Raw genomic sequence first — 12,981 nt, forward strand, 5'->3', positions numbered from 1 at the left:
AAGTCGCGTGCCCGACTCCCACGCCCAACTCGCCTGTACGGCTGCCGTGCCCAACTCCCCCGGACAACTGCCGTGTTACCTCTGCGAAAACCGTTGACAAGCCGTTGACATGATTGCAACCTGTGAATCGCAAAAAAGTAAGCAAGTGGCTCAATTTCTTAAGTCTCTTCTCGCAACTTCATGGCAGCGCGCCACCCCTGCCCCCTCGTTCCAACCGAACAGAGGACCACATGAGACGGAAGCAGCTCAGACCCAGACAGCTCAGTTGGCGACTGATCACCGGCATCGTCATGGCCGGTCTGATCGCCGTCGGGCTCACCCCCCTCTCGGCCACGGCGGCCGAGCGCCCCAACCAGTCGACCGGCAAGAGCGTGTCGGCGAGTGGGTCCGAGGGGAACCACCCCGCCTCCAACGTCACCGACGGCAACCAGGCGTCGTACTGGGAGGGTCCGAACAACGCGTTCCCCCAGACCCTCCGGATCGACCTCGGCGCGAACGTCGCCGTCGACCAGGTGGTGCTCAAGCTCCCGACCACCTGGGAGGCCCGCACCCAGGCTCTCAGCGTCCAGGGCAGCACCGACGGCAACAGCTACAACACCCTCTCCGCGTCGCAGGGACGGCTGTTCAATCCCTCCACCGCGAACACCGTCACCATCGACTTCCCCTCCAGCAGCGTCCGTTACGTACGGCTGAACATCACCGGCAACACGGGCTGGCCCGCGGCGCAGATCTCCGAGTTCGGGATCTACGGCCCCGCCGGCGAGGACCCCGGCGACCCGGGCGACCCCGACCCCGGTGACGACGGCACCGACCTGGCGCGTGGCAAGCCGATCGAGGGGTCCTCCACGATCCACACGTTCGTCGCGGCCAACGCCAACGACGACAAGCTCAACACGTACTGGGAGTCCGCGGGGCACCCGTCGAACCTGACGGTGAAGCTCGGGGCCGAGGCCGACATCACCTCCGTCGTGGTCAAGTTGAACCCCGACGCGGCGTGGGGCGCCCGTACCCAGAACATCCAGGTGCTCGGCCGTGCCCAGGGCGCGACCGGCTTCACCTCGCTCAAGGCGCGCGCCGACTACAGCTTCAACCCGGCGACGAACCAGAACTCGGTACGGATCCCGGTCACCGGGCGCGTCGCCGACCTGCAGCTCCAGATCTTCTCCAACACCGGCGCGCAGGGCGGCCAGGTCGCCGAACTCCAGGTCATCGGGGTGCCCGCGCCCAACCCGGACCTCACCGTCACCGCGCTCTCGTGGTCCCCCACCGCCCCGGTGGAGACCGACGCGACCACCGTGAGCGCGACGGTGCGCAACGTCGGCACGGCCGCGTCCGGCCCGACGACCGTCAACGTCAGCATCGGCGGAACGGTCGCGGGCAGCGCCTCCGTGGGCGCTCTCGCCGCGGGTGCCTCACAGACCGTCCAGGTCGCCGCCGGCAAGCGCGGCGAGGGCAGCTACAAGGTGACGGCGGTGGTGGACCCGACCGACACGATCGTCGAGCAGGACAACGACAACAACAGCTTCACCGCGGCCGGTTCACTGGTCGTGGGACAGGCCCCCGGGCCCGACCTCCAGGTGCTGAGCGTCAGCTCGACGCCGCAGAACCCCGCCGTCGGGGCCTCGGTCACCTTCACCGTGGCCGTACAGAACCGCGGCACGACCGCCTCCGGCGCCACCACGGTCACCAGGGTGGCGGTGGGCGGTACGACGCTGAACACCAACACCGCGTCGATCGCGGCCGGCGCGACAACGAACGTGAGCGTCAACGGCAGTTGGACCGCCACCAGCGGCGGCGCCAACATCGTGGCCACCGCCGACGCGACGAACGTCGTGACGGAGACCAACGAGACCAACAACTCCTTCTCCCGCTCGATCGTGGTCGGGCGCGGGGCGGCGGTCCCGTACGTCGAGTACGAGGCCGAGGCCGGCACATACCAGGGCACCCTGGTGGAGGCCGACGCCGTACGCACCTTCGGGCACACCAACTTCGGCTCCGAGTCCTCCGGCCGTAAGTCGGTACGTCTCAACAGCACAGGCCAGTTCGTGGAGTTCACGTCCACCAACCCGGCGAACTCGATCGTGGTGCGCAACTCGATCCCCGACGCCCCGAACGGCGGCGGCACCGAGGCGACGATCAGCCTGTACGCCAACAACACCTTCGTGAAGAAGCTGAACCTCTCCTCGAAGCACAGCTGGCTGTACGGCAACACGGACGGCCCCGAGGCCCTGACCAACACGCCGCAGGCCGACGCCCGTCGGCTGTTCGACGAGGCCAACTCCCTGCTGTCCACGACCTATCCGGCGGGCACCAAGTTCAAGCTCCAGCGCGACGCCGGTGACAGCGCGTCCTTCTACTACATCGACCTGATCGATCTGGAGCAGGTGGCGGCTCCGGCGGCCAAGCCCGCCGAGTGCACCTCGATCACGGACTACGGCGCGGTGCCGGGCGACGGGATCGACGACACGACCGCCATCCAGGCGGCGGTCACCGCCGACCAGAACGATGTCATCGCGTGCGTCTGGATCCCGGCGGGCCAGTGGCGCCAGGAGAAGAAGATCCTGACCGACGACCCGCTGAACCAGGGGCAGTTCAACCAGATCGGCATCAAGAACGTCACCATCCGCGGCGCGGGTATGTGGCACTCACAGCTCTACACCCTGACCGAGCCGCAGAACGCGGGCGGGATCAACCACCCGCACGAGGGCAACTTCGGCTTCGACATCGACGACAACACCAAGATCTCCGACATCGCCATCTTCGGCTCCGGCCGGATCCGCGGCGGCGACGGCAACGCCGAGGGCGGCGTCGGCCTCAACGGCCGGTTCGGCAAGAACACCAAAATCTCCAACGTCTGGATCGAGCACGCCAACGTGGGTGCCTGGGTCGGCCGGGACTACGACAACATCCCGTCCCTCTGGGGCCCCGCCGACGGCCTCGAATTCACCGGCATGCGGATCCGCAACACGTACGCCGACGGCATCAACTTCACCAACGGCACGCGGAATTCAAAGGTGTTCAACTCCTCGTTCCGCACCACCGGCGACGACTCCCTGGCGGTCTGGGCCAACCGGTACGTCAAGGACACGTCGGTCGACGTCGCGCACGACAACTCGTTCACCAACAACACGATCCAACTGCCCTGGCGCGCGACCGGCATCGCGGTCTACGGCGGCTACGGCAACAAGATCGAGAACAACATCGTCTCCGACACCGCCAACTACCCCGGCATCATGCTGGCGACCGACCACGACCCCCTGCCCTTCTCCGGGCAGACCCTGATCGCCAACAACGCGCTCCACCGCACGGGCGGCGCCTTCTGGAACGAGGACCAGGAGTTCGGTGCGATCACCCTGTTCGCGGCGAGCCGGGACATCCCCGGCGTCACGATCAGGGACACCGACATCTACGACTCGACGTACGACGGCATCCAGTTCAAGACGGGCGGCGGCACCATGCCGGGCGTCGTGATCAACAACGTCAAGATCGACAAATCCAACAACGGCGCCGGCATCCTGGCGATGAGCGGGGCCCGCGGCAGCGCGGCCCTGACGAACGTGACCATCACCAACTCGGCGGACGGCAACATCGTCACCCAGCCGGGCTCGGGCTTCGTGATCACGGGCGGCCCGGCGGCGGCGCCCCTGTCGGGCAAACTGACGGGCGGTGGTCGACGCTGACGGCGCCGTAGACGCGACAGGCGCGGGCCGGGGGAGCTTCCCCCGGCCCGCGGTTGTGCGAAGAGGCCCGTGACGCTCCGTCAGGAGTCGGCTGCCGCCAGCCGCTCCAGCAGCGGCACCACGGCGTGCGGCGTCGGCAGGGCCGTCACCTCCCGGCGCAGCTCCTCGGCCCCCTTGCGGAACGAGGGCTCGGTCAGTACGCGGTGCAACTGCTCGCGGATGTCCTCGGCGGTGGCCCGTCCGGGGTCGATGACGAGCCCGGCCCCGCGCCGCTCCACGAACCGGGAGACCGCGATCTCGCCCCACTTCGGCGACAGGTTGATGAGCTGCGGCAGGCTCAGCGGAGCGGCGCAGCCGAAGGTGCCGTCGCCGCCCTGGTAGACGATGGCCGAGCAGGTGGGCAGCAGTTGGGTGAACGGGACGAAGTCGACGGTCCGGACGTTGTCCGGGATCGGGCCGGCCTCGGCGGTCTCCTCGTCGTTCAGTGTGGCGACCACCTCGATGTCCATCCCGGCGAACGCCTCCATGAGGACGGGGAGCGGCACGGTGGCGAAGCGGGGCGCGTACCCCCGGATCGAAGCCCCGTAGGTCAGGCACACCCGGGGCCGGGTGGGCGGCGTCCGAAGCCACTCCGGTTCCACGGCGGCGCCGTTGTAGGGGACGATGCGCATCGGGTGGTACGTGTGGCCGGGGGCCCGGAGCTGCGCGTCCCCGGGTACGGGGTCCAGGCTCCACCGGCCCAGCAGAAGGTCCTCGCCGAATTCGACGCCGTACCGTTCCAGGGCGGGCTGCATCGCGGCGACCAGGGGATCCAGCCCGGGGTCGGCGCCGTCGTCCCCGATCTCCTCCAGCGTCCTGTGCCGGATGTGACCGACGGTGTCGAGGGCCCACAGCAGTCTGCCGTGCGCGGCGCCGCTCGCGCGGGCCGCGATGGCGGCGGCGGGGAACGCCGGGTCCCAGAGGACCAGATCGGGCCGCCAGCTCCGGCAGTAGGTGACGAGGTCGTCGATGACGCCGCCCCGCCCGCGGCCGTCGTCGGCGCGGAAGTTGGCGGAGACGACGCGCGGTGTGAGATAGCGGCGCACCGAGCGCCAGCTCTCCGGGTCGTCCGGGTCGAGGGCGAGTGCGTCGATCGGCACGTCTCCCTCGTTCACATGGTCCTCGTCGGCGGGCATGCCGACGGTGACCGCGTGGAGGCCGCAGCCGGTGATCAGCTGTTCGACCCCGGGTTTGGAGGCGAACCGGACCTCGTGCCCGGCCGACTGGAGGGCGTGGGCCAGGGAGACACTCGGGTAGACGTGGCTCGCCAGCGGCACCGTGACGAAGAGAACGCGCATGAAAAGCTCCTCGGAGTGGGTTCTGCGGTGGAGGGCCGGGGGCCCGGAGGGGTCAGGACGGGTCGGCCAGGTCGCGTACGGCCGCCAGTAGTCCCGCCTGGCGCCGGCTGTGCGCGCCGGTGGTCTCCCCTCGCAGGGCGGCCGACGCGAAGGCGGACACAGCGGCGGCCACCTGGTCGCACGGTTCGAGTCGTATCTCCCGGCGGCCGGCGCGGGACTCGATCCGTACGACGGGGGCGTGGTCGGCGGGTGGGGTGAAGGCCCGGTCGACGCTGATACGGCCGTGGCTGCCGCAGAGTTCGTAGGCCGACGCGTAACCGTGGTCGAGTCCGAAGGCGAGCTGTGCGGTGACTCCGGAGGGGGTGCGCAGCAGGGCGGCGCCGCTGGTGTCGACACCGAGTCCGCGGTCCTTGGTCAGTACCGCGCCGACGGCCTCCAGGTGCGGGCCCAGGAAGTGCAGTGCCGCGCGTACGGGATAGACGCCGGTGTCCCACAGCGCTCCGCCCCCCAGCTCGGGCTGGTGGCGGATGTCGGCCGCGGGGAGCCGGGGGACGCTGAACTCGGCCCGGAACGAACGGAGTTCACCCACGGCGCCGTCGGCGACGAGCCTTCGCACCGTCTCGTGCTGCGGGTGGTGGACGAACATGACGTTCTCGACCAGCGCCAGTCCGCCGCGCCGGGCGAGGCGGAACAGCCGCGCGGTGCCGGTCGCTTCGGTGGTGAGGGGCTTCTCGGCGAGGACGTGCTTGCCCGCGCGCAGGGCGGCCTCCACCCAGGTGTGGTGCAGGGCGGCGGGCAGCGGCACATAGACGGCGTCGATGTCGTCCCGTTCCAGGAGCGGGTGGTAGCCGTGCACGGGCCGGGCGTCGTAGGGCGCCGCGGTGGAGCGGGCCCGTGCCGCGTCCCGGCTGGCGACGGCGACGAGCCGCGTGTGGGCGCTCGCGGCGAACGCGGGGAGCATGCGGCGCCGGGCGATCTCGGCGCAGCCGAGGACCCCGATCCGGACGGGCCGGGTCCCGGGCGCCGGGGGCGTGGCGGTGCGGACGGTGTCGTGGAGTCTCACCACCGGAGGGCCCCCGTGGTCAGGCAGGCCAGCAGTGTGCGGGCCTGCACCGTGAGGTAGTGGCCGTGCCGGACGAGGGAGCCGAGCTGACCGGGGGTCATCCAGCGGTAGCCGGGGGGCGTGTCGATGTCGGCGGTCCCGCCGTCCGGCTCGTCCCACTCGACGATGAGGTAGCGGCTGCGCGCGTCGAGGAACCGGCCGCCCTCCTCGGAGTGCACCGCCTCGTAACGGATCGCCGAAGGCGGGGCGCCGAGGACGGTGTCGAGGAAACGGGGACGGGCGGCCTCGGGAAGGTGTGCGTAGTTCCCGGGGGTGCACTGGACGGTGGGTCCCAGCTCGACGCCGCCCTGGAGGCCGCCCTCAACGGCGGCCCGGACCAACAGGTGGGGGACGCCGCCGATACGGCGGGTGAGGAACGCGGTGACCCCGGTGCCGACGGGTGCGAACAGGGGCTGGGTCCAGCCGCCGACCTCCCGGCTCGCGGCCTCCACCGAGACGGCCACGACGGAGAAGTGCCGTCCGTGGTCGTGGTCGACGGACCAGTCGTCGCGGTGCCAGCCGGTCACCTCCTTCAGCGGGATCAGGGTGGCGTCGACGTCGTGCCGCGCCCGTTCGCCGGTCAGCCAGGAGAGCAGTTCGGTGTCCGTGTGGCGCGCGTAGGCGGAGCCGTCGGTGTGGGTGACGGGGGCGCAGGCCAGCACGGTGCGGGCGTCCATGTTGACGAGGTTGTCGTGGTGGAGCAGTTCGCCGAGCTGGCCAAGGGTGAGCCAGCGGAAGTCCGGGGATTCGGGCACCTCGTGGTCGGTCTCCACGAGGATGTTGCGGTTGAACTTGTGGTGGAACCATGAGCCGTGCTCGGACTGGAGGACGTCGGCGAGGACGCGACGGCCCCCGGCGGGTGGTTCGGTGCCGTCCGGGCCGAGGAAGTGCTCCAGATGGCGGACGGGCGAACCCCGGTGGGCGCGGGTGTAGTTGGAGCGGGTGGCCTGGACGGTCGGGGAGAGCTGGACCAGGTTGGGGTTGCCGGGTTCCATCTTGGCCTGCATGAGGAAGTGCAGGACGCCGTCGAACTCCCGCGCCAGTATGCCGAGGAGACCGATCTCGGGCTGATTGATGACCGGCTGCCGCCACTCGGTGACGGGTCCTTCGTCCACCGTCACCCGCAGCCCCTCCACGGTGAAGAAACGGCCGCTGCGGTGGGTGAGGTTGCCGGTGGCCGGGTCGGTGTGCCAGCCGTCGAGGTCCCCGAGCGGTATCCGCCGGACGGAGAAGCGGTGGGCGCGGCGGCGTTCGGCGAGCCATCGCGGGACGTCCTCGGTCCGCAGGTGCGCGCCGGCCCCGGAGTGCGCCGCCGACCGGTCGAGCCGGGTGGCGAGGTGCGGGTCGTGGCGCGGGAGCAGTGTCCGGGTGGCGATCATGTGTTGCTCCGTACGAAGTCGCGCACCGTGGCCACCATGTAGTCGGTCATCTCCTCGGTGATGGCGGGGTAGACCCCGATCCAGAAGGTCTGGCCGGTGACCAGGTCGCTGTTGGCGAGGTCGCCCACGACGCGGTACTCACGGTCCGCGTAGGCGGGATGCCGGGTGAGGTTGCCGGCGAACAGCCGCCGGGTGCCGATCTTCCGGCTCTCCAGGTGGTCGGTGAGCGCGGCCCGTTCGAACGGGGCGGCCGGGTCGACCGTGATGACGAAGCCGAACCAGCTCGGCTCGCTGCCGGGCGTGGGTTCCGGGAGCAGCAGATGGGGGACGCCGTCGAGCCCTTCGCGCAGGCGCCGCCAGTTGCGCCGCCGGGCCTCGGTGAAGGCGTCGAGCTTGTTCAGCTGGGAGAGGCCGAGGGCGGCCTGGAGGTCCGTCGACTTCAGGTTGTAGCCGATATGGGTGAAGATGTACTTGTGGTCGTAGCCGTACGGCAGGGTGCCCATCCGGTAGTTGAACCGGCGGAAGCAGGTGTCGCTGTGGCCGGGTTCGCACCAGCAGTCCCGGCCCCAGTCGCGGAGCGACTCCACCACGCGGGCCAGGTGGGGGCGTGAGGTGACGACCATCCCGCCCTCGCCCATCGTCAGATGGTGCGCGGGGTAGAAGCTGACGGTGCTCAGGTCCCCGAAGGTGCCGGTGAGCCGTCCGCCGTAACGGGTGCCCACGGCGTCGCAGTTGTCCTCGACGAGGAAGAGTCCGTGGTCCTCGGCGAGTCGGGCGATCTCGGCGGCCTCGAAGGGGTTGCCCAGTGCGTGGGCGATCATGATGGCGCGGGTCTTCGGCCCGATGGCCTCCGCGACCCGTTCGGCCGTCGTGTTGTAGGTGGGCAGATCCAGGTCGACGAAGACGGGGACCAGGCCGTTCTGGATGATGGGGTTGACGGTGGTGGGGAAGCCCGCCGCGACCGTGATCACCTCGTCCCCCGGCCGCAGCCGGCGGTCGCCCACGGCCGGTGAGGTCAGCGCGGTGAGGGCGAGCAGGTTGGCGGAGGAGCCGGAGTTGGTCAGGTGGGCCTTGCGGGCGCCGAGCAGCCGGGCGAACCGGGACTCGAACTTCCTGCTGCTCTCCCCCGCCGCGATCCGCAGGTCGAGCGCGGCCTCCACCAGCGCCAGCCGGTCGTCCGCGTCGAGGACGGCGCCCGAGGGCCAGATCTCGCTCACACCGGGGACGAAGCCACCGGTCCGCTCCTGGTCCACGTGGTATTTGAGCGCCGCGTCGAGCACGAGCGCCTTGTTGGCGTCGATGTCGGCTGTCCCGGTCATGTTCCGTACCCGCCTTCGTCGCCTTCGGACTCGTCCTTGGTCCGCTTCCACCAGCCGGGGTTGGCGCGGTACCACTCGACGGTCTCCGCCAGTCCCCGGTCGAACGGCACCCGCGGGGTGTGGCCCAGCTCCTCGCGGAGCTTGCTGCCGTCGAGGGAGTAGCGCAGGTCGTGGCCCTTGCGGTCGGGGACGCGGCGGATCATGGAGGTGTCCGCCCCGCACAGCTCCAGCAGTTGTTCGGTGAGGGCCAGATTGGTCCGGCTGGTGCCGCCCCCGATGTTGTAGATCTCGCCCGGCCGGCCGTCGCACAGGACCCGGTGGACGGCGTCGCAGTGGTCCCGCACGTGCATCCATTCGCGGATGTTGCGGCCGTCGCCGTAGAGGGGCAGGGGGAGCCCGTCCAGCAGGTTGGTGACGAAGCGCGGGATGAGCTTCTCGGGATGCTGGTGGGGGCCGTAGGTGTTGACGCCCCGGGTGACCGACACCTCCACGCCGTGGCTGTGCCCGTAGGCGAGCGCGACGAGGTCGCCCGCCGCCTTGGAGGCGGAGTACGGGGAGCGGGGGGCGAGCGGGCTCTCCTCCGTCCAGGAGCCCTGTGCGAGGGAGCCGTACACCTCGTCGGTCGAGACGTGCACCACCCTCCGTACTCCGGTGGTCCGGCAGGCTTCCAGGAGGCTCTGGACGCCGCCGACATTGGTGCGGACGAAGTCGGCACCCGAGCGCAGGGAGCGGTCCACGTGCGACTCCGCCGCGAAGTGGACGACCGCGTCGTGGCCCGGGAGCAGTTCACGCAGCAGCGCCTGGTCGCAGACGTCGCCGTGGACGAACTCCAGCCGCGGGTGGGACGCGGGGAGGTTGTCGCGGTTGCCCGCGTAGGTCAGCAGGTCCAGTGCGGTGACCCGGGCCCGCTCGTGGCCGGGGTGGCCGCCGTCGAGGAGGGTGCGGACGTACTGGGAGCCGATGAAGCCGGCGGCGCCGGTGACGAGGAGCCTCACGCCGCCACCTCGATCCGGGTGTGGTCCCCCACCAGCAGCCGGTGCCGCTCGGTGCCTTCGCCGGAGGTGACGAGGGCGTGCCGTCCGATGACGGAGCCGTACAGCCCCCTGACTCCGCTGAGCGTGGCGCCGTCGAGCACGATGGAGTCGGAGAGTTGGACGTCGCGCAGCGTGCAGTGGGAGGCGACGCAGGTGTCGGGGCCGATGTGGCTGTCCTCGACGACGGTGCCGGCGCCGATGACGACCGGACCGGTGATCCGGGAGCGGAGCACCCGGGCCCCCTCCTCGATCACCACGGCCCCGGAGATCTCGCATTCCTCACCGATGTGCCCGGCCAGCCGGGGGCGCAGCGAGCGCAGGAGATGACGGTTGCAGTCCAGGACGTCCTCGGCCCTTCCGGTGTCCTTCCAGTAGCCGCGGTAGTGGCCGGCCCGTACGGTGAGCCCCTCCTCGATCAGGAGCTGGATGGCGTCGGTGATCTCCAGTTCGCCCCGCGCGCTGGGGGTGACGTTCTCCACCGCCCGGTGGATCGCGGGGGTGAAGAAGTAGACCCCGGTCAGCGCGAGGTCGCTGCGCGGCTGCCGCGGCTTCTCGGCCAGCCGGACGACGCGGCCCTCGCCGTCCAGTTCGGCGACGCCGAACTCGCGGGGGTCGGCGACCCGGCTCACGACGAGCTGCGCGGCGGGGCGCCGGGCCCGGAACTCCGCCGCCGGGCCGGCGACTCCGTCGGGCAGCATGTTGTCGCCGAGATACATCAGGAAGTCGCTGTCGCCGAGGTAGGGCCGGGCGATGCGGACGGCGTGGGCCAGTCCCAGCGGCCGGTCCTGGGGGATCCAGGTGAAGGCGACCCCGTACCGGGAGCCGTCACCCATCGCGTCGGCGAGCGCGGTGTCCCGGGCGCCGACGACGATGCCGATCTCGGTCACCCCCAGATCGCGGATGCTCTCCACGATGTGCTGGAGGACCGGTTTGTTGGCGACGGGGATGAGCTGTTTGGGCAGGGAGTAGCTCAGCGGGCGCAGGCGGGTGCCCGCTCCACCCGCGAGGACCAGGGCCTTCACGGTGGTGTCCTTTCGTGGGGGTCGGTGGTCTGCCGGAACGCGGTCCGGGTCATGTCCGTCGTACGGTGCTCCGGTGTTCCACCGCCTTGCGGAGGGTGCCCGCCACCGTGTGGACCTCGGTGTCGTCCAACCCTTGGTGCAGCGGGATCAGGAGGGTGCGCGCGGCGACCTGTTCGCTGCCCGGCAGTGACGTGTCCCCGGCTCCGTAGGCGGGGACCTTGTGCAGCGGCGGGTAGCGGAAGGTGGTGTAGACGCCTTCGGCCAGCAGATCCGCGGCCACGTCGTCGCGGATCTCCGGAGCCAGCTGGACCCAGTAGAAGTAGTGGGTGGAGAGGTGCCCCTCCGGCAGGGCGGGGGGCGTCTGGACGCCGTCGACATCGGCGAGCAGCCGGTCGTAGAGGTGGGCGATCTCGCGGCGGCGGGCGACGTTCGCCGGCAGCTTGGCGAGCTGGACGCTGCCCAGGGCCGCCGTCAGGTCGTTGCCCACCACCCGGCGGCCGAACGCCTCCAGTTCGAGCTCCCACCACCGGGGGGAGACTCGGGCGGCGGCGAAGCCGCTGTCGTGTTTGAGGCCGTGGTACGCGAGTGTCCTGGCGCGGCGCGCCAGCTTCGGGTCGCGGACGTACAGCATGCCGCCGTCGCCGGTCACCAGGACCTTGGCGGAGTCGAAGCTCCAGACGGCGATGGAGCCGAAGGTGCCGCAGGCGGTGTCGCCCACGCGGGAGGCCACGGAGCAGGCCGCGTCCTCGATGAGGGTGACCCCGCGCTGCCGGCAGAGCCGGGCGATCGCCTCGATGTCGCCGGGATAGCCCCCGTAGTGGAGGACCAGCACCGCCTTGGTACGGGGAGTGAGGGCCTGCTCGATGTGGGCGGCGGTCGGGTTGGAGGTGCGGGGGTCGACGTCGCAGAAGACGGGGCGCGCGCCCGACGCCGCCACCGCGTTGGCCGCGGCGACGAAGACCGCCGAGGGCAGCACCACGTCGTCGCCGGGTCCCAGTTCGAGCGTCTGCGCCGCGAGGAAGAGCCCCGACGTACAGGAGTTGAGGAAAATCACCTGGTCGGGGTCCACGCCGATATGGTGCGCGAATTCCGCCTCGAATTTCTGGGTGCGCCGGCCGTGTCCGGGCCAGTTCTCGGCGAATACCTCTGCGACGGCGCCAAGTTCCTCTTCACCGAGTGCGGGCTGAAACACATTGATCATGCTGGCGACTCTCCTGAGGCGGCGTGAACGGGACACCTCGCAATGGATACCCCATCGCTGATTAAAGAGAAGGTAAACTCCCGCCTTCGGCCCGGTCAACGCAGCTCCAGCGAGCTTCGAGCCGCATACCACCGCATGCGCCATTTTCGGTTACCCGAATTACGCGGCGGCATCGGGATGGCACACCGTCCGGACGAGAAGTAAAACTCATCGCCGGCGACTCGAATTCACCGGGAAACAGTGGAGTCAAATCGGCGGCCGAAGTCCTGCGCAGCACCTCTTCGACACGCCCAAACGGAAGCCTTGTCCACTCGTGGGTCCAGCAATGGGGGCGGATACCCGACGGCCACGCGGCGGCGCCGCGGCAGCGGTCCGCGCGGCGGCCGTCGGGTCGGCGCAGGTGGCCTGAATAGGTGGCAGGGCCCGGTCCACGGTGGGGCGAAGGGCGCTCGGGGACCCCTGCGGGCCGCCTCCGCGAGGATTCCGGGCGCTTCCTCAAGCGGAACTCCAGCGATTCTCCAGTGAGTTTCGAGCGAAAATGAATCCGGCCTCCAGTGTTCTTGTGGCGACTTTCGAGCCGCAATCCGGGGGGCCGTGCTTTCCCGCCGGAAAACAGTCATGCCGCCGACACGGGAACACCGTGCCGACGGCATGACGAGAAGCGGGCGAACCGCGGGGTCAGCCGGTCTTCCGCCGGAAGTACCGCTTCTTGCCCGCCTGACCACTCATGCTCTTGACCTTCATACGGCCCTCCTCATGGGCCTGCTGGGTCCTGAGGAGGCCGTTCTTGCGCTCGAGCGCCTCGCGGAATTTGTCGCGAGCCGACTCCTCGTTCGCGTTGTTGCTCGGCGTCTCCGTCATATGCGTCTCCTTCTTATCGGGGGGACAGTGCCAGCCTGGCGCAGAA

At 70.2% G+C, this 12,981-nt stretch carries 9 protein-coding genes; 1 reads left to right on the forward strand and 8 read right to left on the reverse strand.

Annotated features, from left to right (window positions below; genetic code table 11):
- Positions 1-230 precede the first annotated feature (230 nt).
- Positions 231-3,680 (forward strand): CARDB domain-containing protein, encoded by a 3,450-nt coding sequence (locus ACFT9I_RS18330; protein ID WP_382565383.1) that lies wholly within the window; start codon positions 231-233, stop codon positions 3,678-3,680.
- An 80-nt stretch (positions 3,681-3,760) separates the two neighbouring features.
- Here ACFT9I_RS18330 and ACFT9I_RS18335 read toward each other — a convergent pair whose 3' ends face one another.
- The 8 genes from ACFT9I_RS18335 to ACFT9I_RS18370 form a co-directional block, all read right to left on the reverse strand.
- Positions 3,761-5,017, reverse strand: coding sequence for a nucleotide disphospho-sugar-binding domain-containing protein (locus ACFT9I_RS18335; protein ID WP_382565385.1), 1,257 nt, complete (start codon positions 5,015-5,017; stop codon positions 3,761-3,763).
- 52 nt (positions 5,018-5,069) lie between these two features.
- On the reverse strand, positions 5,070-6,080 hold the full coding sequence (locus ACFT9I_RS18340; protein WP_382565387.1) for a Gfo/Idh/MocA family protein: 1,011 nt from the start codon (positions 6,078-6,080) through the stop codon (positions 5,070-5,072).
- Positions 6,077-7,498, reverse strand: coding sequence for an NDP-hexose 2,3-dehydratase family protein (locus tag ACFT9I_RS18345; RefSeq protein ID WP_382565389.1), 1,422 nt, complete (start codon positions 7,496-7,498; stop codon positions 6,077-6,079). The genes ACFT9I_RS18340 and ACFT9I_RS18345 overlap by 4 nt, the downstream gene beginning before the upstream one ends.
- Complete coding sequence (gene rfbH, locus ACFT9I_RS18350; protein ID WP_382565391.1) at positions 7,495-8,817, reverse strand: lipopolysaccharide biosynthesis protein RfbH; 1,323 nt, start codon at positions 8,815-8,817, stop codon at positions 7,495-7,497. Before rfbH ends, ACFT9I_RS18345 begins: the two co-directional genes overlap by 4 nt.
- The gene (rfbB, locus tag ACFT9I_RS18355) at positions 8,814-9,812 is read right to left on the reverse strand and encodes a dTDP-glucose 4,6-dehydratase (RefSeq protein ID WP_382565392.1); all 999 of its coding nucleotides are present in this window, start codon (positions 9,810-9,812) and stop codon (positions 8,814-8,816) included. The genes rfbH and rfbB overlap by 4 nt, the downstream gene beginning before the upstream one ends.
- On the reverse strand, positions 9,809-10,873 hold the full coding sequence (locus tag ACFT9I_RS18360) for a glucose-1-phosphate thymidylyltransferase (RefSeq protein ID WP_382565394.1): 1,065 nt from the start codon (positions 10,871-10,873) through the stop codon (positions 9,809-9,811). Before ACFT9I_RS18360 ends, rfbB begins: the two co-directional genes overlap by 4 nt.
- A gap of 49 nt (positions 10,874-10,922) precedes the next feature.
- Complete coding sequence (locus ACFT9I_RS18365; protein WP_382565396.1) at positions 10,923-12,074, reverse strand: DegT/DnrJ/EryC1/StrS family aminotransferase; 1,152 nt, start codon at positions 12,072-12,074, stop codon at positions 10,923-10,925.
- A 678-nt stretch (positions 12,075-12,752) separates the two neighbouring features.
- Positions 12,753-12,935, reverse strand: a complete 183-nt coding sequence (locus tag ACFT9I_RS18370; RefSeq protein WP_382565399.1) for a DUF5302 domain-containing protein — start codon at positions 12,933-12,935, stop codon at positions 12,753-12,755.
- Positions 12,936-12,981: the final 46 nt, after the last annotated feature.

This window comes from Streptomyces sp. NPDC057137, from assembly GCF_042670825.1.
GTDB lineage: Bacteria > Actinomycetota > Actinomycetes > Streptomycetales > Streptomycetaceae > Streptomyces.

Coding starts and splice junctions, on each gene's coding strand:
- ACFT9I_RS18330 (WP_382565383.1), top strand. CDS start 231: ATGAGACGGAAGCAGCTCAGACCCAGACAGCTCAGTTGGCGACTGATC.
- ACFT9I_RS18335 (WP_382565385.1), bottom strand. CDS start 5,017: ATGCGCGTTCTCTTCGTCACGGTGCCGCTGGCGAGCCACGTCTACCCG.
- ACFT9I_RS18345 (WP_382565389.1), bottom strand. CDS start 7,498: ATGATCGCCACCCGGACACTGCTCCCGCGCCACGACCCGCACCTCGCC.
- rfbH (WP_382565391.1), bottom strand. CDS start 8,817: ATGACCGGGACAGCCGACATCGACGCCAACAAGGCGCTCGTGCTCGAC.
- ACFT9I_RS18365 (WP_382565396.1), bottom strand. CDS start 12,074: ATGATCAATGTGTTTCAGCCCGCACTCGGTGAAGAGGAACTTGGCGCC.
- ACFT9I_RS18370 (WP_382565399.1), bottom strand. CDS start 12,935: ATGACGGAGACGCCGAGCAACAACGCGAACGAGGAGTCGGCTCGCGAC.